Raw genomic sequence first — 25,461 nt, 5'->3', positions numbered from 1 at the left:
AGTGGACACCCGCACGACCGATCGCCCTTCCACCGAGCTCAGGACAGGCCTCATCACCCTCGGCGAGGCCATCGCGAAGCTGGTGCGCGTCTCGCGCGAGGAGATCGTCGCCTTCGCCGGGATGAGCCACGACGCGAACCCGCTGCACCGCGACACCCAGGCGGCGCAGCGGGCGCGCTTCGGCGAGATCATCGCCAGCGGCCAGCACACGGCCGCCATGCTGATGGGGTTCCTGGCCAGCCATTTCTCGCGCAGCGACGACGGCGTGCGGCGCGAGATGCTGTGCCTCAACATGAACTTCGCGTTCAAGGGGCCGGTGTTCGCCGACCAGGACGTCACGCTCGCCTGGAAGGTGAACGCCACTCAGTGGAACACCAAGCTGCAAGGCGTGCTGGCGCACCTCGACGGCAGCGCGGCCGTCGTGCCAGGCAAGCCGGCGGTGATCGCGCGCGGCACCATCCTGGTCAAGGACGGGCAGTCATGAACGTGCTGGTCGTCGGCGCGTCGCGCGGCATCGGCCTCGAGTTCGTGCGGCAGTACCGCGCAGCCGGCGACCAGGTCACCGCCACCGCGCGCAGCGACGAAGCGATGGCCGCGCTGCGCGCCATCGGCGCCAAGCCGATCGCCCTCGACGTGACCAGCGCGGAGAGCGTGTCGCGCCTGGCCTGGCAGATCGACGGTGCGGCCTTCGAGGTCGCCATCGTCTGTGCCGGCGTGTACGGGCCGCGCACCAGCGGCCTGCAGCCGCCCTCGGACGCCGACTTCGACGCCGTGATGCGCACCAACGTGCTCGGCCCGATGCGCGTCATCTCGCAGATCTCCGATGCCCTCGCCCCGGGCGCACGCCTGGTGGTGCTGTCGTCGCGCATGGGCGCCATCGGTCCGCGCGGCTCGGCAAGCGGCTGGCTCTACCGCGCCTCCAAGGCGGCGGTCAATTCGGTGCTCAAGGACGCCTCGCTGCTGCTCGGCGAGCGTGCCATCTGCATCAGCGTTCATCCGGGCTGGGTGCAGACGGACATGGGCGGGGCGAGCGCCGACTTGCCGCCGGCGCAGAGCGTCAGCGATCTGCGCCGCCTCGTCGCGGGCCTGACCCCGGCCGACAACGGCCGCTTCCTGAACCACGACGGCTCACCGATACCCTGGTGAGAATCACATGCTGCTTTCCGAAGACCATCGCGCCGTGCAGGACGCCGTGCGTGCCTACGTGCAGGACCACATCGCGCCGAAGGCGGCGCAGTGGGACCGCGAATGCCACTTTCCCAGGGACGAGCTGCGCGGCCTGGCCGAGCTGGGCTGCTACGGCGTGGCCGTGCCCACCGAGTGGGACGGCGCGGGCCTCGACTACCTGAGCCTGGCGCTGATCCTCGAAGAGATCGCCGCCGGCGACGGCGCCACCTCGACGGTGGTCAGCGTCAACAACTGTCCGGTGTGCTCCATCCTGACGGCGTGGGCCAGCGATGCGCAGAAGGACCAATGGCTCAAGCCGCTGGCACGCGGCGAGATGCTGGGCGCGTTCTGCCTCACCGAGCCGCATGTCGGCTCGCAGGCCGACGGGCTGAGGACGACGGCGGTCAAGGATGGCGGCGACTACGTGCTCAACGGCGTCAAGCAGTTCATCACCAGCGGCAAGAACGGCGACGTCGCCATCGTGATGGCGGTGACCGACAAGGCCGCCGGCAAGAAGGGCATCAGCGCCTTCGTCGTGCCGACTTCCACGCCCGGCTACATCGTCGCCCGGCTGGAGGACAAGATGGGCCAGCACGCGAGCGACACGGCGCAGATCGTGTTCGAGAACTGCCGCGTGCCGGCGGCCAACCTGCTGGGCGAGGAGGGGCAGGGACTGAAGATCGCGCTGTCGGGCCTGGAAGGCGGGCGCATCGGCATTGCCGCGCAAAGCGTCGGCATGGCGCGTGCCGCGTTCGAGGCGGCGCTGGCCTATGCCAAGGAGCGCGTCGCGTTCGGCCAGCCCATCTTCGAGCATCAGGCCGTGCAGTTCCGCCTCGGCGAGATGGCGATGAAGATCGAGGCCGCGCGCCAGCTCATCCACCATGCGGCGAGCCTGAAGGACGCCGGCTTGCCTTGCCTGAAGGAAGCCGCGATGGCGAAGCTGTTCGCCAGCGAGATGGCCGAAGCGGTGTGCAGCGCCGCCATCCAGATCCACGGCGGCTACGGCTACGTCAGCGACTTCCCGGTCGAGCGCATCTACCGCGACGTGCGGGTTTGTCAGATCTACGAGGGAACGAGCGACGTGCAGAAAATCCTCATCGGACGGGCCTTGGCGTAGGCGGGGGCGCAGCGCAGCGGAACCCCGACCAGCCGCAGCTCAAAAGAATGATCGAGGGGCCGCAGTGAACATCATCATCCTCGGCGCCGGACGCGTCGGTGAAAGCGTGGCGGAAAGCCTCGTCACCGAGCGCAACGACATCACCGTCATCGACACCAACCCCGACCGGCTGCGCGCGCTGCAGGAGCGCCTGGACCTGCGCGGCGTCACGGGCAACGGCATCCAGCCGTCCGTGCTGGAGCAGGCCGGCGCGCCCGATGCCGACATGCTGATCGCCTGCTGTCCGATGGACGAGACCAACCTGGTCGCCTGCAAGGTGGCGCACGACGTCTTCAACATCCAGACGACCATAGCGCGCGTGCGCTCGCCCGAATTCCCTGAAGAGAGTGCGCTGATGAGCCGCGCCGGGTTCGCCGTGGACGCGGTGATCGCGCCCGAGGTCTCGCTCACCAACTACATCCGCAAGCTGATCGACTACCCCGAGGCCCTGCAGGTGCTGGAGTTCTCGCAGGGGCTGGTCAGCCTGATCGCCGTGCGCGCCATCAGCGGCGGGCCGATGGTGCGCCACGTCATCTCCGAGCTGCCGCAGCTCGTGCCCGACATCGCGATGCGCTTCGTCGCGATCTACCGCACCGACGAGCGCGGGCAGGACCACCAGATCATCTGCGACGGCACCACGCGCATCGAGCCCGGCGACGAAGTCTTCGTGCTGGCCGCGACCCGCGACATCCGGCGCGTGCTCGATACGCTGCGTCGGCGCGACCAGCCGGTCAAGCGCGTGCTGATCGCCGGCGGCGGACGCGTCGGATTGCGGCTGGCGCGCGACATCGCGGGCCACTGCCGGGTCAAGGTCATCGAGACCGACGCCAAGCGATGCGAGTACCTGACCACGCAGCTTCCCGCCGACACGCTCGTGCTGCAAGGCGACAGCACCGACGAGGAGCTGCTCGAGGACGAAGGCGTGCGCGACTGCGACCTCTTCCTCGCACTCACCAGCGACGACGAGGACAACATCATGGGGTGCCTGCTCGCCAAGCGGCTGGGCGCCAAGCGGGTGCTGGCGTTGATCAACCGGCGGGCCTACGCCGACCTGGTGCAGGGCACGCAGATCGACATCGCGCTCTCGCCGGCGCAGACGGTGATCGGCGAGCTGCTCGCGCACGTGCGCCGCGGCGACGTGGAGGCGGTGTACAGCCTGCGCCGCGGCGCCGCCGAGGCGCTGCAGACGGTGGCGCGCGGCGACCGCAAGTCGTCGAAGGTGGTGCGACGCCGCATCGATGAGATCCCGCTGCCGAGCGGCGCGCAGATCGGCGCGATCGTGCGCGGCGAAGGCGAGGACGCTCAGGTCATCATCGCCCACCACGACACCGTCATCGAGCCCGACGACCACGTGATCGTGTTCGTGCCGCACAAGCGGATGGTGCGCGAAGTGGAAAAGCTGTTCCAGGTCAGCGCACTGTTCTTCTGACCGGCCATGTCGAGCCCGCTCGCCGTCGTCGCCCTGATCGGCCGCATGGTCGTCCTGTTCTCGCTGCTGATGCTGGTGCCGATGGCCTTCGCCTGGGCCGACCATGACCGCGCGGAGAAGCCGTTCTTCCAGGCCCTCGTCATCACGCTGGGCGCGGGCATCGTGCTGAGCCTCACGACGCGGCGCTTTCGCCGCGAGCTGCAGCCGCGCGACGGCTTCGTGCTGGTGACCCTGACCTGGCTGGTGCTGCCGGTCTTCGGTGCCCTGCCGCTGTGGCTGGCGCTGCCCGGCCTCAGCGCGACCGACGCCTACTTCGAGGCGATGTCCGCCTTCACGGCCACCGGCGCGACGGTGCTGTCCGGGCTCGACAGCCTGCCGCTGTCGGTCAACGTGTGGCGCTGCTTCCTGACCTTCGTCGGCGGGCTCGGCATCGTCGTGCTGGCGGTCGCGATCCTGCCGCTGCTGGGCGTGGGCGGCACCCAGCTCTTTCGCGCGGAGACGCCCGGGCCGATGAAGGACCAGAAGCTCACGCCGCGCATCGCCGAGACCGCGCGGGGCCTGTGGATCGTGTACTTCGCTCTCTCCTTTGCCTGCTTCGTGGCGTATCGCGCCGCAGGCATGACCTGGTCCGATGCCTTCATGCACATGTGCTCGACCATCAGCCTCGGCGGCCTGTCGTCGCACGACGCCGGGTTCGCCCACTGGGACTCGCCCGTGCTGGAGGGGGTGGCGATGCTCTTCATGATGGCCGCCGGCATCAGCTTCGCGATGTACTTCATCGCCTGGCGGCAGCGCTCGCTGCGGGTGATGTGGCGCGACAGCGAGCTGCGCGCCTTCCTGCTGGTCGTGCTGGGCGCCGTGCTGCTGGTGGCCGGGTACCTGCACGTGCACGGCGTGTATGCCGATCAGGCACAGACGCTGCGCCACGCGGCGTTCCACGTGATGTCGGTGGCGACCACCGGCGGCTTCACGACGGTCGACTATGCGCAGTGGCCTGCCTTCGCACCGGTGCTGCTGCTGGTGCTGGGCTGCTTTGCCACCTGCGCAGGGTCGGCGGGCGGCGGCATCAAGATGATGCGCATGCTGCTGCTGATGAAGCAGACCCATCGCGAGCTCGTGCGAATCCTGCATCCCAGCGTGGTCAACCCGGTGGTGATGGGCGGCGCGGCCGTCCCGCCGCGCGTGATCCACAGCGTGCTCGCCTTCATGATGATCTACGGCGGCTCCATCGTGTCGCTGACGATGCTGCTGCTGTTCTCGGGCCTCGACCTGGTGACAGCGTTCACCGCCGTCATCGCGTGCGTGAACAACATCGGCGCCGGGCTGGGAGGGGTCGGGCCGGGGTCCAACTACGCCGGCCTGACCGATTTCCAGACCTGGGTCTGCACCTTCGGCATGCTGCTCGGGCGCCTCGAGCTGCTGCCCGTGCTGGTGCTGTTCACGCCGCAGTTCTGGTACCGATGACGCCGATGCGGGAATCGCCTCGTTGGAGTAGCCTGCCGCCATGCAGAACGTCGCGACCATCGACTTCTACTTCGACTTCTCGTCGCCGTACTCGTACATCGCGTCCGAGTGGATCGAGGCGCTGGCCGCGCGCCACGGTCGCACGGTCCGCTGGAAGGCGATCCTGCTGGGCGTCACCTTCCAGGCGACCGGCCTGAGAAGCCTGGTCGACTACCCGGTCAAGCGCGAATACGCCCTGCGCGACTTCGAGCGCTCCGCGCGCTTTGCCGGCGTGCCGCTGAAGAATCCCGCGAAGTTCCCTGTGCCCACCCAGAACGCGGCGCGCATCTTCTGGTGGCTGCACGAGCGGGAGCCAGCCACCGCGAGCCACTGGGCGCGGCACTGCCTGCGGGCCTATTTCGCCCGGGGAGTCGATCCCAGCGATCCGGCGGGTCTGCGCGAGCTCGCGGTGGAGTTCGGCCTCGACGCCAACGAGGCCGAGGCGATCTGGGGCGATCCGGCGTGGAAGGCCCGCCTCAAGGCGGCCAACGACGCGGCGCTGGCCGCCGGCGTGTTCGGCGTGCCGTTCTTCGTCATCGACAACGAGCCGTTCTGGGGCAACGACCGCCGCCCGCAGATCGAGCGCTGGCTGGAGAAAGGGCCGTTCTGATGAAGAAGACTGCCAAGGCACTGGTCGACGAAGCCATGGCGCTCGTCACCACCTACACGCCGGAGCAGGCGATGGCGCGGCATGCGGACCCAGGCGTGCAGTTCGTCGACGTGCGCGACGTGCGAGAGCTGGAGCGTGAAGGCGTCATCCCCGGGGCCCTGCACGCACCGCGCGGCATGCTCGAGTTCTGGGTCGATCCGGAGTGCCCCTATCACCGCAGGGAGTTCGCGCAGGACAAGGAATTCGTGCTGTTCTGCGCTGCCGGCTGGCGCTCCGCGCTGGCCGCGCGCACGCTGATGGAAATGGGGCTCACCCAGGTGGCGCACATCGGCGGCGGCTTCACCGCCTGGAAGGAAGCGGGCGGCGCGGTGGCGCCCAAGCCGACGCGCAAGGCCAGGGAGTCGGCCTGATGGAACTGCTGGGCTTCCTGTGCATCCAGGCGCGCGCCAACCGCCTGGCCAATCACCGGCTGCATGCAGCGATGGCGCCGCTGTCGCGCGAAGAGTTCCACGCGCCGCGCACCAGCTTCTTTCCCAGCCTGGCGGCCACGCTGAACCACATTCTCGAGGTCGACCTCTACTACATCGCGGCGCTGCACGGCGAGGCCGACATGGCGCAACGCTGGAAGGATTTCGTGCCGAGCGACACGATGGCCGAGCTGGCGGCAGCGCAGGCGCGCTCGGACCAGCGGTTCATCGCGCTGATGGATGCGCTGTCGGCGGAACATCTCGACGAGGTGATCGACCTCGTGCGCACGCATCACGTGCAGCGCGAGCGTCGCGGCCATGTGATCGCCCATCTGCTCAACCACCAGGTCCACCACCGCGGCCAGGCGCATGCCATGCTGGCCGGCACGTCGGTCAGGCCGCCGCAGCTCGATGAGTTCCTGATGCCCAGCGAAGCGCATCTGCGAGTGGCCGACATGGCGGCCACGGGCTGGACGGAAGGTGATCTGTTCGGGTGATGGCGGGCCGGTGCCCGCAACGCCTTCAGATGATGGTCTGCGCGAGCGCTACGACTGCCATGGCGCAGGCCGCAAAGACGACCAGCACCCAGTTGGGCAGGAAGCCGTGCGGTGCGTGCACGTGGCGGTGACGTTGTTTGTCATTCATGTGAACTCCGGCAATCCGATCCGGCCCCCCGGGGCCAAGTGCTTTGGCCCGTTCGTGAGATCCTGGGCCTCCCGACCCTTTTGATGCGAGCTTCGTGCCAGAAGCTTGGCGCAGCGGCCCGTCAGCGGCGGCTCAGTCGAACAGATCGGGCTCGCCGTGAGGTCGTGCACGTTCGATGGCGAGCAGGCGCAGCTTGGTCTGGACGCCGCCCGGTGCCGAGAAGCCCCCGGCCTGTCCGCCGGCGGCGAGCACGCGGTGGCAGGGCACGATGATGGCGTAGGGGTTGTGTCCCAGCGCCTGCCCCACGGCCCGCGCGTCCGCCTCGCCGATCTCGGCGGCGATCTCGCCGTATGTCCGCGTGCGGCCCGCCGGGATGCGCCGCGCCGCGTCGTAGACCCGGCGGTGGAATGGCGGCAACGCCTCCATGTCGAGGGCCACGGCGCTCAGGTCCACCCGCCGGCCATCGAGCAGCGCGGTGATGGCGTCGATCGCCTGTTGGACGGCCGCGGGCGGCTCGCTGTCGACCGCGCCCGGGAAGCGTCTTGCGAGACGGGCGCGCGTGTCGCTCCCGTCGGTATCGGGCAGATGCAGTCCGAGCACCCCGCGCTCGCTCCAGGCGATGCCGCAGATGCCGATGGCGGTGGGGAACAGGGTGAAGCCGCGGGTCGTCACAGTGCCCTCATCGTAGCCAGCACGTCGTCCCGCGGCTTGTCGAAACTTGCTGCGCAAAGGCTGCGTACCTTTGGCAACATTTTCCAGCGCCCGGACGCTCAGCCCGAACGGGGCGAGGTGCCGTAGTTCCCCATCGCCTCGCCGAGCCGGATCGGGCGGTCCGGCGCCCACTGCGGGTTGAAGCGCAGATCCCCCTGCGGAAACAGCATCACCACCGTCGATCCGAGCAGGAAGCGGCCCATTTCCTCGCCCTGCTTCAGCCGCACCGGCTTGTCCTCGTAGGCCCACTGCCGGATCGTGGCCGACCGCGGCGGCGTGACCACGCCGTGCCACACGGTGGCGACGCTGCCCACGATGGTCGCTCCGACCAGCACCAGCACGAAGGGACCGCGCGCCGACTCGAAGACGCAGACCACGCGTTCGTTGCGCGCGAACAGCCCCGGGATGCCGCGCGCCGTCGGCGGGTTCACCGAGAACAGCGCGCCCGGCACATGGATCATGCGGGTGAGGCGCCCGTCGCACGGCATGTGGATGCGGTGGTAATCCTTGGGCGCCAGGTACAGCGTGGCGAAGTGGCCGTGGTCGAATTGCGTCGCCAGCGGGTCGTCGCCGCCGAGCAGCGCGACGGCGAGGTAGTGGTGGCCCTTGGCCTGCAGGATCTTGTTGCGATCCATGGCGCCGAAGCGGCTGATCGCGCCGTCCACCGGGCAGACCAGGTCGGCCTGCGCGAGCGGCCGCGCGCCGGGCTTGAGCGCGCGAGTGAAGAACTCGTTGAAGGTCGGGTAGCTCGCGATGTCGGGGTCGGCGGCCTCGCTCATGTCGACGCCGTAGTGGCTCACGAAGCGCCTGATCGCCCAGGTGGTGAGCCGCCCTGCCCGCGCTGACGCCGCCCGGCCCGCGAGCTCCGTGATGGCGCGCTTGGGCAGGGCGTATTGATGGAGGACGGCAAGGCGGTCGGACATGGGGTCAACGTAGCAACCGGGGGGCCCGCATTATCGGGGGCCCGCCTGGCGCCGGAAGTCGCTGGGCGAGCGCCCGGTCCACTGCTTGAAGGCCCGCGCGAAGCTCTTCTCGTTGCCGAACCCGACCTCCAGCGCGATCTGCTTCACCGGCCGGGCAGTGCGCCGCAGCCGGTCGATCGCCTGGTCGCGCCGCGCCTCGTCCTTCAGGGCCTGCAGCGCGGCGCCTTCTTCCTGCAGCTGGCGGTGCAGCGTGCGTGTGGAGATGTGCAGCGCCTCGGCCAGTGCCTCGGCGTTGACGAGATCGGCGGCCCGCGTGCGCAGCAGCTCGCGCACGCGCTGCACGAGCAGCCGGTCGCGCCGGTACTGCAGGATAGTCAGCGGCAGCGCGCGTTGCAGCATCGTGCGCAGCGCGGCTTCGTCGCGCCGCAGCGGCATCTCGAGGTACTGCGCATCGAAGACCAGCGCGGTGGAGGGCGCATCGAAGTACACCGGTCCCGGAAAGAGGTGCGGGTACACGTCGTGGTGCGGCGGGGCTGCGAAGGCGAAGCTGGTCTCGCGCAGCGGGATGCGTGAATCGATCGCCCAGCAGGCGAAGCCGTGCATGAAGCGCAGGCTGGTGACCAGGCAGAACTCGCGCATCGCGCCGAAGCGGCGGCTCTCCTCGAGGGCGAAGCGCGCCGCGTCGCCCCGCGCCTGCAGGCTCAGCAGGAGGTCTTCGGTGAGCAGGCGGTGATGGCGGCACCAGCGCGCCAGCGCCACGCCCAGGTTCGGCGAGCCGATCGAGGCGCGGCACAGCATGCCGTAGGTGCCCCAGGGCAGGCGGCGCGAGAACCACCCCAGGGCCTCGTCGTCGAGCTGCTGCATCGCCAGGGCGGAGATCACCTCGAACTGCGCGGCGGTGATGCGCGCGTCGGACTTGCGCAACTGCGCTGGCGTGATTTGTGCCTGCCGCAACGCCTCGGACGGATCCATGCCGTACTTCTCGTACCCGAGCAGGATGGCCCGCACGAATGCCATCGGAGTGGCGGCCACGCGCTCCGGCCGGAACGGTGAAGCGGGGCGGGTGGCGGACGACATGCGGCCAGTCTCGCCTCCGGTGGCGTGATTTGCAACCATGCTGGCACCATCCGCGCCGCCGCGTCGCCTAAGCTGACGGGCTCGCGGCCGAGGGCTATCCTTGCCCCGCTCATCCGGCCGCTTCGAGGAGACTGCCCAGATGCCCGTGCTTGCGTCCAAGCTGAACCCGCGCACCGAGGACTTCAAGGCCAACGCCGCCGCGATGCGAACGCTGGTCGACGACCTGAACGCGCGGCTCGCGGCCATCGCGCAGGGAGGAGGCGACGGCCCGCGTGCGAAGCACGTCGCGCGCGGCAAGCTGCTGCCGCGCGACCGCGTCGAGATGCTGCTCGACCCCGACACCCCGTTCCTTGAGATCGCGCCGCTGGCCGCGCTGGACATGTACGGCAACGACGCGCCGGGCGCCGGCCTGATCGCCGGCGTGGGCCGCGTGTCGGGCGTCGACTGCATGATCGTCTGCAACGACGCGACCGTGAAGGGCGGCACCTACTACCCGATGACGGTGAAGAAGCACCTGCGCGCCCAGGAGATCGCGCAGCAGAACCGCCTGCCGTGCATCTACCTCGTCGACTCGGGCGGCGCCAACCTGCCCAACCAGGACGAGGTGTTCCCCGACCGGGACCATTTCGGCCGCATCTTCTTCAATCAGGCGCAGATGAGCGCCCAGGGCATTCCGCAGGTCGCCGTCGTGATGGGCTCGTGCACGGCCGGCGGCGCCTACATGCCGGCGATGAGCGACGAGTCGATCATCGTGAAGAACCAGGGCACCATCTTCCTCGCCGGCCCGCCCCTGGTGAAGGCCGCGATCGGCGAAGTCGTGAGCGCCGAGGACCTCGGCGGCGGCGACGTGCACACCCGGCTGTCCGGCGTGGCCGACCACCTGGCGCAGAACGACACGCATGCGCTCGCGCTGGCGCGCACGGCGGTGGCGCACCTGAACTGGACCAAGGACGTTCCGCTGCGATGCGTGGAGCCGCGTGCGCCGCTGTTCGACCCGCGGGAGCTGCACGGGGTCATTCCCACCGACACCCGCAAGCCCTTCGACGTGCGCGAGATCATCGCGCGGCTGGTCGACGGCAGCGACTTCGAGGAATTCAAGGCGCGCTACGGCACCACGCTGGTCACCGGCTTCGCGCACATCGAAGGCATGCCGGTGGGCATCGTCGCCAACAACGGCGTGCTGTTCTCGGAGTCGGCGCTGAAGGGCGCGCACTTCATCGAGCTGTGCTGCCAGCGCAAGGTGCCGCTGGTGTTCCTGCAGAACATCACCGGCTTCATGGTCGGCAGGAAGTATGAGAGCGAGGGCATCGCCAAGCACGGCGCCAAGATGGTGACGGCCGTATCGACCGCCAACGTGCCCAAGTTCACGGTGATCATCGGCGGCAGCTTCGGCGCCGGCAACTACGGCATGTGCGGCCGCGCCTACTCGCCGCGCTTCCTCTGGATGTGGCCGAACGCGCGCATCTCGGTCATGGGCGGCGAGCAGGCGGCCAGCGTGCTCGCCACCGTGCGGCGCGACGGCATCGAGGCGCGCGGCGGCGCGTGGAGCGCCGAGGAAGAGGCCGCGTTCCGCCAGCCCATCCTCGACCAGTTCGAACGCCAGGCGCACCCGTATTACTCGAGCGCCAGGCTGTGGGACGACGGTGTCATCGATCCGGCCGACACGCGGCGCGTGCTCGCACTGGCCATCTCGGCCAGCCTCAATGCGCCCATCTCCGATGCCAGGTTCGGCGTGTTCCGCATGTGAGGAGCCATGAGCGCGATGCACCGCTACTTCGCCACGCTGGCCCGCTACAACGTCTGGGCCACGCGCAAGCTGTACGAGCATGTCGACGCCCTGCCCGAAGACGACTACCGGCGCGACGCGGGTCTGTTCTTCAAGAGCGTGCACCGGACGCTGAACCACCTGCTGGTGGGCGAGCATGTGATCTGGTTCGCGCGCTTCGCCGACGGCGTGTCGAACCGGGCGCGCCTCGACGAAGAGATCGAGACCGATCGCGCGCGGCTGCGCCAGCGGCTCGTCGAGGGCGTCCAGCGCTGGCCTGCGCTGATCGCGTCGTGGCCCGCCGAGCGCTTCGACGGCACGCTCGAGTACACCTCGACCAAGGGCGTGCCGCAGTCGCTGCCGTTCGCCGCGACGCTCGGCCATGTCTTCAACCACGCTACCCACCACCGCGGCCAGATCACCGCCGCCATCACCGCGATGGGGCATCCCTGTCCCGAGCTCGACCTGGTGTGGATGCTGCAGGAGGATGCACGATCGTGAACCGCGCCACAGCCGCTGCGCACTTTCTCACGTGCCTTGCGACGGCAGGACGCGCCGCCGCGCACGCCGGGGGCGCCTGTCCCTACGATGGACGCCTTTCCAGCACCCGGAGGGCGGGGAATGCACACGAAGAACAAGGCGATCGCCGTCGCGACACGGATGGCGGCGATGGCGCTGCTGGCGCTGCTGTCGGCCTGCGCGGGCACGGTGAAGCAGCACACGCGCATCAACGGCGACGTGTCGGGCGTCGAGGGCGTCGGCAAGGTGGTGGCGCGCATGTCGCCGGCCGCGGTCGCGCAGCAGGCGGACAACCCGCAGTTCAGCCGCGACGAGCTGGCCACCTACCTGTACCGCAAGCTCGAATCGAAGGGCATGGTGGCCGCCGGCGCGCCCAACCACGTCGACATCCTGGTGACGGACATCCGTGTGCGATCGGCCGCAGCGGCCGTTCTGCTCGGCGTCCTGGCCGGGGAGGACCGTATCGTGGGCACGGTGCGCGTGCTGGACAGCGCCAACAAGCCGCTGCGCAGCTTCGAGATCAAGGCGAGCTATGCCCTGGGCGGGTGGGGTGGCGGCCAGGACAGCATGCGGATGAACTGGATGTACGACAAATTTTCCGAGCTCGCGATGCAGGAGCTGGACAAGATCGTCGCGCTGCCCAGGAGCACCACTGCGCGCACGCAGACCACGGTGCTCGCCCCGGGCGCCGCGGCGCCGGCGCTGGTGCTGGCGCCCTCGTCCCCCAACGCGCCACCGACGACGCCGGCTCCCGCGCCTGCGCCGGCGGCATCCGCGCCGGTGATCGTGCCCGATGTCGCGTCGCTGCCGACGACCGGCGTGCTCGAGGATGCCGACGCCGTGCCGGTGGGCGACAAGGGCCGCGAAGCCTATCGGCAGTGGCTCACGTGGAAGTCGCCCCGGGTCTTCGTCGTGGCCGACGGCCTGCGCTGGAACTACGCTCGCGGCACCAATCCGACAGATCCGGCCCAGCCGCGCGACCCGGTGGAGCGCGCGCTGAAGTTCTGCCAGGAGCATGGCCGCACCGGCTGCACGCTGTACGCGGTCGACGACCGGGTCGTCTACCAGAAGCCGGCTTCCACCGCACAACGCTAGCCGAGGCTCGTCAGGGCGAGCCGGGAGGTTCGCCATGACGACGCAGACCCTCGAGCTGAACCGCCGCTCGGCCCAGGTGGCCGAGGTCTGGCTCAACCGACCCGACGTGCGCAACGCCTTCAATGAAGGCGTGATCCGCGAGCTCACCGAGACCTTCACGGCGCTGTCGGCCGACGCATCGCTGCGCGTCGTCGTGCTGGGCGGCCGCGGCAAGGCCTTCTGCGCCGGCGCCGACCTGTCGTGGATGCGCGCGATGGCCGACTACAGCTGGGAGCAGAACCGTGCCGACGCGCAGGCGCTTGCCGACATGCTGTGGGCGGTCTACAGCTGTCCGGTGCCGGTGATCGGCCGCATCCAGGGCGACTGCTACGCCGGCGGCGTCGGCCTCGCCGCGGTGTGCGACATCCTCGTGGCGGCCGAGGCCGCGGGCTTCTGCCTGAGCGAGGCGAGGCTGGGGCTGCTGCCGGCCACGATAGGCCCCTACGTCGTGCGCGCGCTCGGCGAGCAGGCGTCCCGGCGCTTCTTCGTCACCGCCGAGCGCTTCAGCGCCGTGCAGGCGCAGGCGCTCGGCTTCGTGCACGCCGTGTGCGCGCTCGACGAGCTGGACGCCAAGGTCGACGAGCTCGTCGGCGTCATCGGGTCCAACGGGCCGATGGCGGTTCGCGCCTGCAAGCAGCTCGTGCACGACGTCGCGCATCGCCCCATCGACGCGGCGTTGCGCGAGGACACGGCACGGCGCATCGCGGACATCCGCGCCAGCGCCGAAGGCAAGGAAGGCGTGCAGTCCTTCCTGCAGAAGCGGCCGGCATCCTGGCTACCGACATGAACCTCGACACGCCGCAGCTCATCGCCATCGCCGCCGCACTGGGCTGGGCGAGCGGCCTGCGCCTGTACGCCGTCGTCTTCCTGACCGGCATGGCGGGCTCTCTCGGCTGGGTCGACCTGCCGGCCGGGTTGAAGGTGCTGCAGCATCCCGCGATGCTGGGCGCCAGCGGAATGATGCTGTTCGTCGAGTTCTTCGCCGACAAGATTCCCGGCGTCGACACGCTGTGGGACCTGGTGCACACGGTGGTGCGCATTCCCGCCGGCGCCGCGCTCGCGGCGGCGGTGTTCGGCGCCGACCAGGCCACCTGGGCCACGGTGGCCGCGCTGCTGGGCGGCACGCTGGCCGCGACCAGCCATGTGTCGAAGGCCACCACGCGGGCGGCGGTCAATACCTCGCCCGAGCCGTTCTCCAACGTCGCGATGTCGCTGTTGGGCGACGGCGCCGTGCCGGCGATGCTGTGGCTGTCGTGGGCCCATCCGCTGGTGTTCTTCGCGGCGCTGGCCTTGGCGCTCATCACCATGGTGGCGCTGATCGTCGTGCTGGCGAAGTTCCTGCGGCTCCTGGTGCGGCGGTTTTCAAGGAGCGGCCAAGTGCCGGCGGGCGAGACAACGAGGTGATGTCAATGTTCAAGAAGATCCTGATCGCCAACCGCGGCGAGATCGCCTGCCGCGTCGCGGCGACCGCGCGCAAGCTCGGCATCCGCACCGTCGCGGTCTACTCCGACGTCGACGCCGACGCGCGCCACGTGCTCGCCTGCGACGAAGCCGTTCACATCGGAGGGCCGGCGCCGAAGGACAGCTACCTGCGCGCCGAGCGCATCATCGAGGCGGCGAAGGCCACCGGCGCCGAGGCGGTCCATCCGGGCTACGGGTTCCTGAGCGAGAACGAGGACTTCGCGCAGGCCTGTGACGATGCGGGCATCGTCTTCATCGGGCCGCCGCCGTCGGCCATCAAGGCCATGGGGCTGAAGGCCGAGTCCAAGCAGCTGATGGAGAAGGCGCGCGTGCCGCTGGTGCCGGGCTACCACGGCGCGAACCAGGATGCCGCCTTGCTCAAGCGCGAGGCCGACCGCATCGGCTATCCGGTGCTGATCAAGGCGAGCGCGGGCGGCGGCGGCAAGGGCATGCGGGCGGTGAGCTCGGCGGACGACTTCGACGCCGCGCTGGCGTCGTGCAAGCGCGAGGCGATCAACAGCTTCGGCGACGACGCGGTGCTGATCGAGCGCTACGTCACGCGGCCGCGCCACATCGAGATCCAGGTGTTCGGCGACATGCAGGGCAACGTCGTCTACCTGTTCGAGCGCGACTGCTCCGTGCAGCGCCGCCACCAGAAGGTGCTCGAGGAGGCGCCGGCGCCCGGCATGACGGCGCAGCGTCGGCGCGAGATGGGCGAGGCGGCAGTGGCGGCGGCGAAGGCGGTGGGCTATGTCGGCGCGGGCACCGTGGAGTTCATCGCCGAGCCCACGCCCGAAGGCGACCTGCGCTTCTACTTCATGGAGATGAACACGCGGCTGCAGGTGGAGCACCCGGTCACCGAGGCGATCACCGGGCTCGACTTGGTGGAGTGGCAGTTGCGCATCGCGGCCGGCCAGCCCCTGCCCCTCACGCAAGGCGAGCTGCGCATTCACGGCCATGCCATCGAGGCGCGCCTGTGCGCGGAGAACCCCGACGCGAACTTCCTGCCCGCCACCGGCCGGCTCGACGTGTACCGCACGCCCGAGGCCGCGGCCTTCGAGCGCGCCGACGTGCGGCTCGACGCCGGCGTGCGCGAGGGCGATGCGATCACGCCGTACTACGACCCGATGATCGCCAAGCTGATCGTCTGGGGCGCCGACCGCGACCAGGCGCTGGCGCGGCTGGACGCGGCACTGGCGCAGACGCACATCGTCGGGCTGCACACCAACGTCGCCTTCCTGCGCCGCGTGGTGAACAGCCGCTCGTTCGCCCGTGCCGACCTGGACACCGCGCTCATCGAGCGCGAGCGCGCCGTGCTGTTCGATGCCCCGCCGTTGCCGCTGGAGGTGTCGGCCGCCGGTGTCGTCGCGCATGCGCTGGCCGCCGAGCAGGCGCTGGAGACCGCCGATCCCTGGTCGCGGCGCGACGGCTGGCGGCTGCATGGCGCGGCCCTGCGCCGGTTCGACATCGAAGCGCAGGGCCGGCATCACGTCGCCACGCTGCAGCGCACGCACGATGGGGCGATGGTGCTGGCCATCGGTGATCGACGCTGGCCGTTCGGCGCGCGCGCCCGAGCCGCCAACCTGCACGACGTGACGCTGGGCGAGCAGCGCCACGCGCTCACCGTCTACGCCAACGGCGAGCGCATCGCCGTGTTCGCCGCCGAAGGCTCGGCGCAGCTGCAGGAGATCGACCCCATCGCCCATGCGGCCGATGGCGCCCTCGAAGGCGGGCGCCTCACGGCGCCCATGCCGGGACGCGTGATCGCCTTCCTGGCCAAGGTGGGCGACAGCGTGAAGCTGGGCCAGCCGCTGGCAGTGATGGAAGCCATGAAGATGGAGCACACCATCACCGCGCCGCGCGACGGCATGGTGGCCGAGCTGCTCTATGCGGCTGGCGATCAGGTGAGCGAGGGCGGCGAGCTGCTGCGTCTGGCCGCGCCGGCGTGAGTTCAGCGCGTGCTGTTGGCGCGGCGCAGCCAGCTGACCGGGCTGAGCCAGCCCGAGGAGACGCTGGTGGCCGGCTTTCCGGCGGACTCGGGGATCTCCGGCGGCTGCGAGACGCCGAAGCCGGTGGTGTTGCCGGCCCAGGAGGTGTCCTGCGGCGCATGCCCGGCGGCGGCGCGCTGGGCGGGCGGTCGGCCGGCGCGGCGGTACTGGCCCGCCAGCGTCATGAGCTCCCGGTCGCCGGAGCCTTCGCAGACCCACAGCACCTCGCGCGCCTCCTTCTCGTTCTTCAGCATGGTGGCGACGTCGACGCCTTCGCCGAGATGGCGCAGCAGCAGGAAGTGGATGCGGGTCGCGATGCGAAGGCGGGTATTGGCGTCCAAGACGGGGTCCTCGGCGAGATGGGGTATGTTGACGAGCGCCTTCCGCAGCCGCCATCCCCAACCGGGTGGCGGTCACAATTTCATCGAGCAAAGTGAGACTTTTGTCATGGCAGTCGATCGTGTGAAGCTGGTGGATGTGGGGCCCCGCGACGGGCTGCAGAACGAGAAGCAGCCGGTGGACGCGGCGCACAAGATCGAGCTGGTGCATCGGCTGCAGGCCGCCGGCGTGCGCGAGATCGAGGTGACCAGCTTCGTGAGTCCGAAATGGGTGCCGCAGATGGCGGACAACGCGCAGGTGATGGCGGGGATCCGCCGCGAAGCGGGCGTGCGGCATTCGGTGCTGACGCCCAACCTGAAGGGGCTGGAGGCGGCGCTCTCGGCGCCGCGCGAGCAATGGCCCGACGAGATCGTGGTGTTCGGGGCCGCCAGCGAGGCGTTCAGCCAGCGCAACATCAACTGCAGCATCGAGGTAAGCATGGAGCGCTTCCGGCCCGTGGTGGCCGCGGCGCATGCGCAGGGCATCAAGGTGCGCTCGGCCATCTCGTGCGCCGTCGGCTGTCCGTACCAGGGCGAGGTGACGCCCGACGAGGTCGAGCGGGTCGTGGTCCTCATGAAGGGCATCGGCGTCGACCACTGCGGCGTCGCCGACACGATCGGCGTGGGCACGCCCAGGCGGGTGCAGGCGGCGATGGCGCGGGCGCTGAAGCACTACCCGATCGCCGAGGTGAGCGGGCATTTCCACGACACCTACGGCCAGGCGCTGGCCAACATCTACGCCTGCCTCGAGATGGGCATCGCCACCTTCGACGCGAGCATCGCAGGGCTGGGCGGCTGTCCGTATGCGAAGGGCGCGACCGGCAACGTCTCCACCGAGGACGTGGTGTACATGCTGCATGGACTGGGCATCGAGACCGGGATCGACCTCGACCGGCTGGTCGATGCGGGCGCGTACATCTCCGAGGTGCTGGGCCGCGCTCCGGTGTCGCGTGCGGCGAAGGCCTTGCTGGCAAAGCGCGCAGCGTGAACGGCGCCATGAGTTCGATCCCCGCGCGCCCCGAAGGCTTCCAGACCGTCGCCCGCGCCCTCGAGACTGCCGGCCATCCCCACGCCCCGGTCTTCCTCGACGCGGCGGTGCGCACCTCGCAGCAGGCCGCCGATGCGCTGGGCATCGCGGTCGGGCAGATCGCCAAGAGCGTGATCTTCCGCCGCCGCAGCGACGATGCCGCGGTGCTGGTCATCACCTCGGGCGACCGGCGCGTCGACGAGAAGAAGGTGGCCGCCATGGTCGGTGCGCTGGGCCGGGCCGACGCCGAGTTCGTGAAGGCGAAGACCGGCTTCTCGATCGGCGGCGTGGCGCCGCTGGGGCACGTCGCGCCGCTCGTCACGCTCATCGACCGCGAGCTGTTCCGCTTCGAGGAGATCTGGGCCGCGGCGGGGCATCCGAACGGCGTGTTCAAGCTGAGTCCGCAGCAGCTGGAGGCGTTGACCCGCGCGCCCGTCGTCGATGTGGCGACATGACGGCGTCGGGATGAACATAGAGACACTGAGAGCACACACACTGTCCCGATGTCCGAGCCTGCACCTCCCGTCCCCAGCCCCTGCAACAGCGTCTGCCGCATGAACGCGCGCACCGGCTGGTGCGAGGGCTGCTTCCGCACGATCGACGAGATCGCGTCGTGGTCGCGCATGGACGACGACGAGAAGCGCGCCGTGTGGCTGCAGCTCGCGCAGCGCCGCGAGCAGGAGACTTCGCGCCCATGAAGCACCTCACCTTCCACTTCGACGTGGTCTCGCCGTTCGCCTACCTCGCCTTTGAACGGCTGCCGCAGGCGCTCGAAGGCCTGTCGTACAGCGTCGACTACCAGCCGGTGCTGTTCGCCGGGCTGCTGTCGCACTGGGGGCAGAAGGGGCCGGCCGAGATCGAGCCCAAGCGCGCCTGGACGTTCCGCCACGTGCACTGGCTCGCGCACCGTCATCGCATCGCGATGCACACGCCGGCGCAGCATCCGTTCAACCCGCTCGCGCTGCTGCGCCTGGCCCTGGCCTGCGCGCCGCCTGGCCGCACGCCCTCGCGCCATGTCTGCGAGCAGGCATTGCGTCACGTCTGGTGCGGTGGCGGCGATGCCAACGACCCCGCGCGGCTGGCGGCGCTCACCGCACAGCTCGCGCCTCGACTCGATCCCGCCAGCGACGTCGTCAAGCAGGCGCTGAAGGAGGCCACGGCGCGGGCCGTCGCCAAGGGCGTGTTCGGCGTGCCGACGATCGAAGTCGACGGCCGCCTCTTCTGGGGCTTCGATGCGCTCGAGATGGTGGCTGCCTACTTGCGCGGCGATCCCTGGTTCGACGGGCCCGCATGGGACGGTGCGGCCGTCGCACCCCCGGGCGTCACCCGCAAAACTTGAGTCGGGACAAATCCCGATCGCGAATCCCACATCGAGAAACGATCCGTCAGGGTTCCCACGGGGTTTGTCAGCGGGCGTTCAGGACCGCGTCAGGGGAGGGTCAGAGCGTGCGCCGAAGATGTCTGTTGCACCACAGGGGGTGGTGCTCCTTTCAGGAGACATCCGTATGGCAACGTCAGTGGGAAGCGCAGCGAAGCCGCTTGCGAAGTCCACCGCGCCGATGACGAAGGAAGAGAAGAAGGTCATCTTCGCCTCTTCGCTCGGCACGGTGTTCGAGTGGTACGACTTCTACCTCTATGGAACTCTCGCCGCGATCATCGGCAAGCAGTTCTTCTCCAACCTCGACCCGAGCTCGCAGGTCATCTTCTCGCTGCTGGCCTTTGCCGCCGGCTTCATCGTGCGTCCGTTCGGCGCGCTGGTGTTCGGCCGGCTCGGCGACATGATCGGCCGCAAGTACACCTTCCTGGTCACCATCCTGATCATGGGCCTGTCGACCTTCGTGGTCGGCCTGCTGCCCAGCTATGCCTCCATCGGCATCGCGGCGCCCATCATCCTGATCGGCCTTCGCCTGCTGCAGGGCCTGGCGCTCGGCGGCGAGTACGGCGGCGCGGCCACCTACGTGGCCGAGCATGCGCCGCACGGCAAGCGCGGCGCCTACACCTCGTGGATCCAGACGACGGCCACGCTGGGCCTGTTCCTGTCGCTGCTCGTCATCCTCGGCACCCGCACGTACCTCACGGAGCCGGTGTTCGCCGACTGGGGCTGGCGCATTCCGTTCCTGGTGTCGATCTTCCTGCTCGCCATCAGCGTGTGGATCCGCTTGTCGATGAACGAGTCGCCTGCCTTCAAGAAGATGAAGGAAGAGGGCAAGACGTCCAAGGCCCCGCTGTCCGAGTCGTTCGGCCAGTGGAAGAACCTGAAGATCGTCATCCTGGCGCTCGTCGGCCTCACGATGGGCCAGGCGGTGGTCTGGTACACGGGCCAGTTCTACGCGCTGTTCTTCCTCACCGGCGCGCTGAAGGTCGACCCGGCCACGGCCAACATCCTGATCGCGTTCTCGCTGATCATCGGCACGCCGTTCTTCATCGTGTTCGGGACGCTCTCCGACAAGATCGGCCGCAAGCCGATCATCATGGCCGGCTGCCTGATCGCCGCGCTGACCTACTTCCCGCTGTTCAAGGCGCTGACCGAGACGGCCAACCCCGAGCTCGCTGCCGCCCAGGCGAAGAACAAGGTCGTCGTGGTGGCCGATCCGGCGCGCTGCTCCTTCCAGTTCAACCCGACCGGCGTTGCCAAGTTCACCAGCTCGTGCGACATCGCCAAGCAGGTGCTGGCCGGCCGTTCCGTGAGCTACGAGAACGAAGCCGCTCCCACGGGCACGGTGGCGCAGATCAAGATCGGCGAGAAGGTCATCCCGGGCTTCGAGTCGAAGGGACTGCCGCCTGACGAGCTGAAGAAGCAGGACGCCGCCTTCAAGGCGGCCATCGGCACCGCACTGAAGGAAGCCGGCTACCCGGACAAGGCCAAGCCGATTCCGTTCATGAGCAGCCCCTGGTGGACCCTGGTCGCCATCCTGACGCTGATGGTCATCTACGTCACGATGGTGTACGGCCCGATCGCCGCGATGCTGGTCGAGATGTTCCCGACCCGCATCCGCTACACCTCGATGAGCCTGCCGTACCACATCGGCAACGGCTGGTTCGGCGGCCTGCTGCCGGCGACCGGACTGGCCATCGTGGCGCAGACGGGCAACATGTACAACGGCCTGTGGTATCCGATCATCTTCGCCCTGATCACCTTCGTGATCGGCATGCTGTTCGTCAAGGAAACCAAGGACGTCAACATCTACGCCAACGACTGATGCCGCAGGCCACCGGCGGGCTCGCGCCCGCCGGTGGCGCGGCCCGCTGCTTCGGCTTCGACTCTCTCTGAATCACGCACATCATGTGGAAACTCGCTCTGGGATTCGCCGTCTTCGCCGCCGTGGCGCTGTACTTTCTGTCCAAGGCCGGCGGCACGGTCGACATGAGCGGCGAGAAGCACGGCATCGAGGCCACGCCGCACGCGGCGTCGGCTGCCTCGAAGTAGCAGCCCTTCAGTCCTCGCAAGCCGGCCGGTCGATGACCGCGCCGGCTTTTTCTTTCTGGACGTCGCACAGGCACGCCAGGCACAGGCAGCCGACGTAACGCTCGCGCAGCCGCGCCAGCACGCGCTCGTCCAGCCGCACCCCCGTGCAGGCGCACGGCGCCGCGTCGTTCATGCCGCAGCGGAAGGGCGCGCCGCAGCGCGCGCAGGTGTCGAGCTCGAAAGTCATGGCGCCGGTGATGTCGTAGAAGCCCCAGTATGGACGCCACGGCGAAAGCCGTTACCCTCGATCCCACGATGGACGCGCCCGGCGATCCCGGGCGCGCTTCGACCACAGGCGCGACACGATCGCGCGGGAGCCGAGACGATGAGCGACGTTCAACCGCTTCGCCTGCACGTGCCCGAGCCCACCGGGCGTCCGGGGTGCCAGACCGATTTTTCATATCTCCGCCTGTCGCCCGCCGGCGAGCTGCGCCGTCCGCCGATCGACACCACGCCGGCGGACACCAGCGACCTGGCCTACGGCCTCGTGCGCGTGCTCGACGAGGACGGCCGCGCCATCGGTCCGTGGGCGCCACAGGCCGATCCGCAGCTGCTGCGCCGCGGCCTGCGCGCGATGATGAAGACGCGCATCTTCGACGCGCGCATGCTGATCGCGCAACGGCAGAAGAAGATCTCCTTCTACATGCAATGCCTCGGCGAGGAAGCCATCGCCTGCGCCCATGCGCTGGCGCTGCACCACGGCGACATGTGCTTTCCCACCTATCGCCAGCAGGGACTGCTGCTGACGCGCGACGACGTCCCGATGGCGGAGCTGATGTGCCAGCTCATGTCCAATGAGGGCGATCCGCTGAAGGGCCGGCAGCTGCCGGTGATGTACTCGTACAAGCGCGCCGGCTTCTTCTCGATCTCGGGCAACCTCGCCACCCAGTTCATCCAGGCGGTGGGCTGGGGCATGGCGTCGGCGATCAAGGGCGACACGAAGATCGCGTCGGCCTGGATCGGCGACGGCGCGACGGCGGAGGCCGACTTCCATACCGCGCTCACCTTTGCGCACGTGTACCGCGCGCCGGTGATCCTCAACGTCGTCAACAACCAGTGGGCCATCTCCACCTTCCAGGCGATCGCCGGCGGCGAGGCCACCACTTTCGCGGCGCGGGGCGTCGGCTGCGGCATCGCCTCGCTGCGCGTGGACGGCAACGACTTCCTCGCGGTGCTGGCGGCTTCGCGCTGGGCGGCCGAACGCGCGCGCAGCAACCTCGGCCCGACGCTGATCGAGTGGGTGACCTACCGCGCCGGCGCGCACTCCACCTCCGATGATCCGTCGAAGTACCGGCCGGCCGACGACTGGAAGCGCTTCCCCCTGGGCGACCCGATCGCGCGGCTGGCGCAGCACCTCACGCGCCTGAACGCCTGGTCGCAAGAGGAGCAGCAGCAGGCGCAGGCCGAGCTCGAGGCCGAGGTGCTGGCCGCGCAGCGCGCGGCCGAGCAGCACGGCACGCTGATCGACGGCCACATCCCGCCGATCGAATCGATGTTCGAGGACGTCTACAAGGACATGCCTGGCCACCTGCACGAGCAGCTGGCGCAGGCGAGGGCAGGAGCCTGACATGCTGAAGAAAACCGACCTGGACGCCGCGGCGAGTGCGGTGAAGACCAGCTCGATGACGATGATCCAGGCGCTGCGCTCGGCGATGGACGTGATGCTCGATCGCGATCCCGACGTCGTCGTCTTCGGCCAGGACGTCGGCTACTTCGGCGGCGTGTTCCGCTGCACGGAAGGGCTGCAGGCCAAGTACGGCGCCTCGCGCGTGTTCGACGCGCCGATCTCCGAGGGCGGCATCGTCGGCGCGGCGGTCGGCATGGGCGCCTACGGGCTGCGGCCGGTGGTGGAGATCCAGTTCGCCGACTACTTCTATCCGGCCTCGGACCAGATCGTCTCCGAGGCGGCGCGACTGCGCTATCGCTCCGTGGGCGACTTCACCGCGCCGATCACCATCCGCATGCCGTGCGGCGGTGGGATCTATGGCGGGCAGACGCACAGCCAGAGCCCCGAGGCGCTGTTCACCCACGTCTGCGGAATCCGCACGGTGATGCCGTCGAATCCCATCGATGCCAAGGGCCTGCTGATCGCCTCGATCGAGAACGACGACCCGGTCATCTTCCTCGAGCCGAAGCGGCTGTACAACGGGCCCTTCGACGGCCACCACGACCGCCCGGTCGTGCCCTGGTCCAAGCATGCGATGGGCGAAGTGCCCGAAGGCCACTACACGGTGCCGCTGGACACCGCTGCGGTGTTCCGCCCCGGCCGCGACGTGACCGTGCTGGCCTACGGGACGATGGTGTGGGTGTCGCAAGCCGCCGCGAACGAGACCGGCATCGACGCCGAGATCATCGACCTGCGCAGCCTCTGGCCGCTCGACCTCGCGACCATCGTCGCCTCGGTGAAGAAGACGCGCCGCTGCGTCGTCGTCCACGAAGCCACGCGCACCAGCGGTTTCGGCGCCGAGCTGGTGGCTCTGGTGCAGGAGCATTGCTTCTACCACCTCGAAGCGCCGATCGAGCGCGTGACCGGCTGGGACACGCCGTACCCGCACGCGCTGGAGTGGGCCTACTTCCCCGGACCTGATCGAGTCGGCACCGCGCTCAAGCGCGCCATGGAGGCATGATGGCCCGCCAACACGTCATCAAGATGCCCGACATCGGCGAGGGCATCGCCGAGGTGGAGCTGGTCGGCTGGCACGTGAAGCCCGGCGACAGCGTGACCGAGGACCAGGTGCTCGCCGACGTGATGACCGACAAGGCGAACGTCGAGATCCCGTCGCCCGTGGCCGGCACGGTGGTGTCGCTCGGGGGCGAGGTCGGGCAGGTGCTCGCCGTCGGGTCCGAACTGATCCGCATCGAGGTGGCGGGCGTGGACAAGGCCGAGCCGAGGCTCCGCGCGGCCGACGCGGTGCCTGCGGCCGACGCGGTGCCTGCGGCCGACGCGGTGCCTGCGGCCGACGCGGTGCCTGCGGCCGACGCGGTGCCTGCGGCCGACGCGGTGCCCGCGGCCGACGCGGTGCCTGCGGCCGACGCGGTGCCCGCGGCCGCGATGCGCGAACAGGCCGCGCGGCTGGAGCAGAGGCGGCCCCCGCCGGCCCCGCCCGAGCGCGCGGCGGCGGCCAACGATGCCGCCGACCGGCCGATCGCGTCGCCGGCGCTGCGCCGGCGCGCCTGGGAACTCGGGGTCGACCTGAAGGACGTGCGGCCCAGCGGGCCGGGCGGCCGCATCATGCAGGCCGACCTGGATGCGCATGTGGCCTCGGGCGGTGTCGCGCGCGCCGCCACGCCGCCTTCGCAGGTCGTCGAGGCACGGGGCGAGCTGCGCCACGACGAGGAGCAGGTGCGTGTCATCGGCCTGCGCCGCAAGATCGCGCAGAAGATGCAGGAGTCCAAGCGCCGCATCCCGCATTTCACCTACGTCGAGGAGGTCGACGTCACCGAGGTCGAGGCGCTGCGCGCGCGGCTCAACGAGCGCTTCGCGCGCGACCGCGCCAAGCTCACGCTGCTGCCGTTCCTGGTGCGCGCCGTCGTGATGGCGGTGCGCGAGTTTCCCCAGGTCAACGCCCGCTTCGACGACGAGGCCGGCGTGGTCACGCGCCATGGCGCGGTGCACGTCGGCATCGCGACGCAGACCGACTCGGGGCTGATGGTGCCGGTGTTGCGCCATGCCGAGGGACGCGACCTGTGGGACTGCGCGGCCGAAGTGGCGCGCCTGGCCGAGACCGCGCGCAGCGGCCGCGCCACGCGCGACGAGCTGAGCGGCTCCACCATCACCATCACCAGCCTGGGCGCGCTCGGCGGCATCGTGTCGACGCCGGTGATCAACCATCCCGAAGTCGCGATCGTCGGCGTCAACCGCATCGTCGAGCGGCCGGTGATGCGCAACGGTGCGGTGGTGTCGCGCCTGCTGATGAACCTGTCGTCATCGTTCGACCACCGGGTGGTCGATGGGCTGGATGCGGCGAAGTTCGTGCAGGCGCTGCGGGGGGCGGTGGAGAGTCCGGCGATGCTGTTCGTGTGAATCGTCGGATCG

The 25,461-nt window shown here is 69.6% G+C and carries 29 protein-coding genes; 23 read left to right on the top strand and 6 right to left on the bottom strand.

Translation table 11 applies throughout. The features are described 5' to 3' along the window. Position 1 precedes the first annotated feature (1 nt). The 8 genes from P7V53_RS28805 to P7V53_RS28770 all read left to right on the top strand — a co-directional run bounded on the left by P7V53_RS28805 (position 2) and on the right by P7V53_RS28770 (position 6,829). Complete coding sequence (locus P7V53_RS28805; protein WP_280152918.1) at positions 2-484, top strand: MaoC family dehydratase; 483 nt, start codon at positions 2-4, stop codon at positions 482-484. Next, positions 481-1,146 carry an SDR family oxidoreductase gene (locus tag P7V53_RS28800; protein WP_280152917.1) on the top strand — a complete coding sequence of 222 codons (666 nt, stop codon included), beginning with the start codon at positions 481-483 and terminating at the stop codon, positions 1,144-1,146. The genes P7V53_RS28805 and P7V53_RS28800 overlap by 4 nt, the downstream gene beginning before the upstream one ends. Positions 1,147-1,153: 7 nt before the next feature. Continuing rightward, the gene (locus tag P7V53_RS28795) at positions 1,154-2,284 is read left to right on the top strand and encodes an acyl-CoA dehydrogenase family protein (protein WP_280152916.1); all 1,131 of its coding nucleotides are present in this window, start codon (positions 1,154-1,156) and stop codon (positions 2,282-2,284) included. Positions 2,285-2,348: 64 nt separating this feature from the next. Then, the gene (gene trkA, locus P7V53_RS28790; RefSeq protein WP_280152915.1) at positions 2,349-3,752 is read left to right on the top strand and encodes a Trk system potassium transporter TrkA; all 1,404 of its coding nucleotides are present in this window, start codon (positions 2,349-2,351) and stop codon (positions 3,750-3,752) included. Between the two features lie 6 nt (positions 3,753-3,758). Beyond that, the gene (locus tag P7V53_RS28785; protein WP_280152914.1) at positions 3,759-5,216 is read left to right on the top strand and encodes a potassium transporter TrkG; all 1,458 of its coding nucleotides are present in this window, start codon (positions 3,759-3,761) and stop codon (positions 5,214-5,216) included. Positions 5,217-5,256: 40 nt separating this feature from the next. Beyond that, a complete protein-coding gene (locus tag P7V53_RS28780; RefSeq protein WP_280152913.1) occupies positions 5,257-5,865 on the top strand; it encodes a 2-hydroxychromene-2-carboxylate isomerase in 609 nt (202 codons plus the stop codon). Next, positions 5,865-6,275: a rhodanese-like domain-containing protein gene (locus P7V53_RS28775; RefSeq protein WP_280152912.1), complete on the top strand. Its 411-nt coding sequence runs from the start codon at positions 5,865-5,867 to the stop codon at positions 6,273-6,275. The genes P7V53_RS28780 and P7V53_RS28775 overlap by 1 nt, the downstream gene beginning before the upstream one ends. Beyond that, positions 6,275-6,829 (top strand): DinB family protein, encoded by a 555-nt coding sequence (locus P7V53_RS28770; protein WP_280152911.1) that lies wholly within the window; start codon positions 6,275-6,277, stop codon positions 6,827-6,829. Before P7V53_RS28775 ends, P7V53_RS28770 begins: the two co-directional genes overlap by 1 nt. A gap of 25 nt (positions 6,830-6,854) precedes the next feature. Here the strand turns inward: P7V53_RS28770 and P7V53_RS28765 are convergent, their stop codons facing one another. The 4 genes from P7V53_RS28765 to P7V53_RS28750 form a co-directional block, all read right to left on the bottom strand. Next, positions 6,855-6,977 (bottom strand): hypothetical protein, encoded by a 123-nt coding sequence (locus P7V53_RS28765; protein WP_280152910.1) that lies wholly within the window; start codon positions 6,975-6,977, stop codon positions 6,855-6,857. Between the two features lie 132 nt (positions 6,978-7,109). Then, positions 7,110-7,649 carry a methylated-DNA--[protein]-cysteine S-methyltransferase gene (locus P7V53_RS28760; RefSeq protein WP_280152909.1) on the bottom strand — a complete coding sequence of 180 codons (540 nt, stop codon included), beginning with the start codon at positions 7,647-7,649 and terminating at the stop codon, positions 7,110-7,112. 98 nt (positions 7,650-7,747) lie between these two features. Continuing rightward, positions 7,748-8,611, bottom strand: coding sequence for an archaetidylserine decarboxylase (gene asd, locus P7V53_RS28755; protein WP_280152908.1), 864 nt, complete (start codon positions 8,609-8,611; stop codon positions 7,748-7,750). 30 nt (positions 8,612-8,641) lie between these two features. Then, complete coding sequence (locus tag P7V53_RS28750) at positions 8,642-9,688, bottom strand: AraC family transcriptional regulator (protein ID WP_280152907.1); 1,047 nt, start codon at positions 9,686-9,688, stop codon at positions 8,642-8,644. A gap of 139 nt (positions 9,689-9,827) precedes the next feature. On the opposite strand from P7V53_RS28750, the gene P7V53_RS28745 reads away from it, so the two are divergent. From P7V53_RS28745 to P7V53_RS28720, 6 genes are all read left to right on the top strand, one after another. Next, on the top strand, positions 9,828-11,435 hold the full coding sequence (locus tag P7V53_RS28745; protein WP_280152906.1) for a carboxyl transferase domain-containing protein: 1,608 nt from the start codon (positions 9,828-9,830) through the stop codon (positions 11,433-11,435). A gap of 6 nt (positions 11,436-11,441) precedes the next feature. Then, on the top strand, positions 11,442-11,954 hold the full coding sequence (locus P7V53_RS28740) for a DinB family protein (protein WP_280152905.1): 513 nt from the start codon (positions 11,442-11,444) through the stop codon (positions 11,952-11,954). A 120-nt stretch (positions 11,955-12,074) separates the two neighbouring features. Next, a complete protein-coding gene (locus tag P7V53_RS28735) occupies positions 12,075-13,067 on the top strand; it encodes a DUF4410 domain-containing protein (protein ID WP_280152904.1) in 993 nt (330 codons plus the stop codon). A gap of 34 nt (positions 13,068-13,101) precedes the next feature. After that, the gene (locus P7V53_RS28730) at positions 13,102-13,893 is read left to right on the top strand and encodes an enoyl-CoA hydratase/isomerase family protein (protein WP_280152903.1); all 792 of its coding nucleotides are present in this window, start codon (positions 13,102-13,104) and stop codon (positions 13,891-13,893) included. Continuing rightward, entirely contained in the window at positions 13,890-14,510 is a 621-nt protein-coding gene (locus tag P7V53_RS28725) for a DUF4126 domain-containing protein (protein ID WP_280152902.1), read from the top strand. Before P7V53_RS28730 ends, P7V53_RS28725 begins: the two co-directional genes overlap by 4 nt. Positions 14,511-14,515: 5 nt before the next feature. Further along, positions 14,516-16,516 carry an acetyl/propionyl/methylcrotonyl-CoA carboxylase subunit alpha gene (locus P7V53_RS28720; protein ID WP_280152901.1) on the top strand — a complete coding sequence of 667 codons (2,001 nt, stop codon included), beginning with the start codon at positions 14,516-14,518 and terminating at the stop codon, positions 16,514-16,516. A gap of 2 nt (positions 16,517-16,518) precedes the next feature. On the opposite strand, the gene P7V53_RS28715 is transcribed toward P7V53_RS28720, so the two are convergent. After that, positions 16,519-16,896, bottom strand: a complete 378-nt coding sequence (locus tag P7V53_RS28715; protein WP_280152900.1) for a hypothetical protein — start codon at positions 16,894-16,896, stop codon at positions 16,519-16,521. A 106-nt stretch (positions 16,897-17,002) separates the two neighbouring features. On the opposite strand from P7V53_RS28715, the gene P7V53_RS28710 reads away from it, so the two are divergent. From P7V53_RS28710 to P7V53_RS28685, 6 genes are all read left to right on the top strand, one after another. Continuing rightward, positions 17,003-17,920, top strand: a complete 918-nt coding sequence (locus P7V53_RS28710; protein ID WP_280152899.1) for a hydroxymethylglutaryl-CoA lyase — start codon at positions 17,003-17,005, stop codon at positions 17,918-17,920. A gap of 8 nt (positions 17,921-17,928) precedes the next feature. After that, positions 17,929-18,414, top strand: coding sequence for a YbaK/EbsC family protein (locus P7V53_RS28705; protein WP_280152898.1), 486 nt, complete (start codon positions 17,929-17,931; stop codon positions 18,412-18,414). 48 nt (positions 18,415-18,462) lie between these two features. Then, positions 18,463-18,657: a DUF1289 domain-containing protein gene (locus P7V53_RS28700; RefSeq protein ID WP_280152897.1), complete on the top strand. Its 195-nt coding sequence runs from the start codon at positions 18,463-18,465 to the stop codon at positions 18,655-18,657. Then, positions 18,654-19,298, top strand: coding sequence for a 2-hydroxychromene-2-carboxylate isomerase (locus P7V53_RS28695; RefSeq protein WP_280152896.1), 645 nt, complete (start codon positions 18,654-18,656; stop codon positions 19,296-19,298). Before P7V53_RS28700 ends, P7V53_RS28695 begins: the two co-directional genes overlap by 4 nt. A 166-nt stretch (positions 19,299-19,464) precedes the next feature. Then, on the top strand, positions 19,465-21,159 hold the full coding sequence (locus tag P7V53_RS28690; RefSeq protein WP_280152895.1) for an MFS transporter: 1,695 nt from the start codon (positions 19,465-19,467) through the stop codon (positions 21,157-21,159). Positions 21,160-21,242: 83 nt separating this feature from the next. Further along, positions 21,243-21,386, top strand: coding sequence for a hypothetical protein (locus P7V53_RS28685; RefSeq protein ID WP_280152894.1), 144 nt, complete (start codon positions 21,243-21,245; stop codon positions 21,384-21,386). A 7-nt stretch (positions 21,387-21,393) separates the two neighbouring features. Here the strand turns inward: P7V53_RS28685 and P7V53_RS28680 are convergent, their stop codons facing one another. After that, the gene (locus P7V53_RS28680; RefSeq protein ID WP_280152893.1) at positions 21,394-21,612 is read right to left on the bottom strand and encodes a cysteine-rich CWC family protein; all 219 of its coding nucleotides are present in this window, start codon (positions 21,610-21,612) and stop codon (positions 21,394-21,396) included. A 138-nt stretch (positions 21,613-21,750) separates the two neighbouring features. Between P7V53_RS28680 and P7V53_RS28675 the strand changes: the two genes are divergently transcribed. The 3 genes from P7V53_RS28675 to P7V53_RS28665 are packed head-to-tail and all read left to right on the top strand — an operon-like array spanning position 21,751 to position 25,449. Then, complete coding sequence (locus tag P7V53_RS28675) at positions 21,751-22,992, top strand: 3-methyl-2-oxobutanoate dehydrogenase (2-methylpropanoyl-transferring) subunit alpha (RefSeq protein ID WP_280152892.1); 1,242 nt, start codon at positions 21,751-21,753, stop codon at positions 22,990-22,992. 1 nt (position 22,993) lies between these two features. Continuing rightward, positions 22,994-24,052 carry an alpha-ketoacid dehydrogenase subunit beta gene (locus tag P7V53_RS28670; protein WP_280152891.1) on the top strand — a complete coding sequence of 353 codons (1,059 nt, stop codon included), beginning with the start codon at positions 22,994-22,996 and terminating at the stop codon, positions 24,050-24,052. Next, positions 24,052-25,449: a dihydrolipoamide acetyltransferase family protein gene (locus P7V53_RS28665; protein WP_280152890.1), complete on the top strand. Its 1,398-nt coding sequence runs from the start codon at positions 24,052-24,054 to the stop codon at positions 25,447-25,449. The genes P7V53_RS28670 and P7V53_RS28665 overlap by 1 nt, the downstream gene beginning before the upstream one ends. Positions 25,450-25,461: the final 12 nt, after the last annotated feature.

This window comes from Piscinibacter sp. XHJ-5 (assembly GCF_029855045.1).
Classification (GTDB): domain Bacteria; phylum Pseudomonadota; class Gammaproteobacteria; order Burkholderiales; family Burkholderiaceae_C; genus Albitalea.
This window is presented reverse-complemented; position numbering and strand designations above follow the sequence as displayed.

Excerpts from the sequence above, each read along its gene's own strand:
- P7V53_RS28800 (WP_280152917.1), top strand. The coding sequence starts at position 481 with ATGAACGTGCTGGTCGTCGGCGCGTCGCGCGGCATCGGCCTCGAGTTC.
- P7V53_RS28795 (WP_280152916.1), top strand. The coding sequence starts at position 1,154 with ATGCTGCTTTCCGAAGACCATCGCGCCGTGCAGGACGCCGTGCGTGCC.
- P7V53_RS28785 (WP_280152914.1), top strand. The coding sequence starts at position 3,759 with ATGTCGAGCCCGCTCGCCGTCGTCGCCCTGATCGGCCGCATGGTCGTC.
- P7V53_RS28780 (WP_280152913.1), top strand. The coding sequence starts at position 5,257 with ATGCAGAACGTCGCGACCATCGACTTCTACTTCGACTTCTCGTCGCCG.
- P7V53_RS28775 (WP_280152912.1), top strand. The coding sequence starts at position 5,865 with ATGAAGAAGACTGCCAAGGCACTGGTCGACGAAGCCATGGCGCTCGTC.
- P7V53_RS28770 (WP_280152911.1), top strand. The coding sequence starts at position 6,275 with ATGGAACTGCTGGGCTTCCTGTGCATCCAGGCGCGCGCCAACCGCCTG.
- P7V53_RS28765 (WP_280152910.1), bottom strand. The coding sequence starts at position 6,977 with ATGAATGACAAACAACGTCACCGCCACGTGCACGCACCGCACGGCTTC.
- asd (WP_280152908.1), bottom strand. The coding sequence starts at position 8,611 with ATGTCCGACCGCCTTGCCGTCCTCCATCAATACGCCCTGCCCAAGCGC.
- P7V53_RS28750 (WP_280152907.1), bottom strand. The coding sequence starts at position 9,688 with ATGTCGTCCGCCACCCGCCCCGCTTCACCGTTCCGGCCGGAGCGCGTG.
- P7V53_RS28745 (WP_280152906.1), top strand. The coding sequence starts at position 9,828 with ATGCCCGTGCTTGCGTCCAAGCTGAACCCGCGCACCGAGGACTTCAAG.
- P7V53_RS28740 (WP_280152905.1), top strand. The coding sequence starts at position 11,442 with ATGAGCGCGATGCACCGCTACTTCGCCACGCTGGCCCGCTACAACGTC.
- P7V53_RS28735 (WP_280152904.1), top strand. The coding sequence starts at position 12,075 with ATGCACACGAAGAACAAGGCGATCGCCGTCGCGACACGGATGGCGGCG.
- P7V53_RS28730 (WP_280152903.1), top strand. The coding sequence starts at position 13,102 with ATGACGACGCAGACCCTCGAGCTGAACCGCCGCTCGGCCCAGGTGGCC.
- P7V53_RS28725 (WP_280152902.1), top strand. The coding sequence starts at position 13,890 with ATGAACCTCGACACGCCGCAGCTCATCGCCATCGCCGCCGCACTGGGC.
- P7V53_RS28720 (WP_280152901.1), top strand. The coding sequence starts at position 14,516 with ATGTTCAAGAAGATCCTGATCGCCAACCGCGGCGAGATCGCCTGCCGC.
- P7V53_RS28710 (WP_280152899.1), top strand. The coding sequence starts at position 17,003 with ATGGCAGTCGATCGTGTGAAGCTGGTGGATGTGGGGCCCCGCGACGGG.
- P7V53_RS28705 (WP_280152898.1), top strand. The coding sequence starts at position 17,929 with ATGAGTTCGATCCCCGCGCGCCCCGAAGGCTTCCAGACCGTCGCCCGC.
- P7V53_RS28700 (WP_280152897.1), top strand. The coding sequence starts at position 18,463 with ATGTCCGAGCCTGCACCTCCCGTCCCCAGCCCCTGCAACAGCGTCTGC.
- P7V53_RS28695 (WP_280152896.1), top strand. The coding sequence starts at position 18,654 with ATGAAGCACCTCACCTTCCACTTCGACGTGGTCTCGCCGTTCGCCTAC.
- P7V53_RS28690 (WP_280152895.1), top strand. The coding sequence starts at position 19,465 with ATGGCAACGTCAGTGGGAAGCGCAGCGAAGCCGCTTGCGAAGTCCACC.
- P7V53_RS28685 (WP_280152894.1), top strand. The coding sequence starts at position 21,243 with ATGTGGAAACTCGCTCTGGGATTCGCCGTCTTCGCCGCCGTGGCGCTG.
- P7V53_RS28680 (WP_280152893.1), bottom strand. The coding sequence starts at position 21,612 with ATGACTTTCGAGCTCGACACCTGCGCGCGCTGCGGCGCGCCCTTCCGC.
- P7V53_RS28675 (WP_280152892.1), top strand. The coding sequence starts at position 21,751 with ATGAGCGACGTTCAACCGCTTCGCCTGCACGTGCCCGAGCCCACCGGG.
- P7V53_RS28670 (WP_280152891.1), top strand. The coding sequence starts at position 22,994 with ATGCTGAAGAAAACCGACCTGGACGCCGCGGCGAGTGCGGTGAAGACC.
- P7V53_RS28665 (WP_280152890.1), top strand. The coding sequence starts at position 24,052 with ATGGCCCGCCAACACGTCATCAAGATGCCCGACATCGGCGAGGGCATC.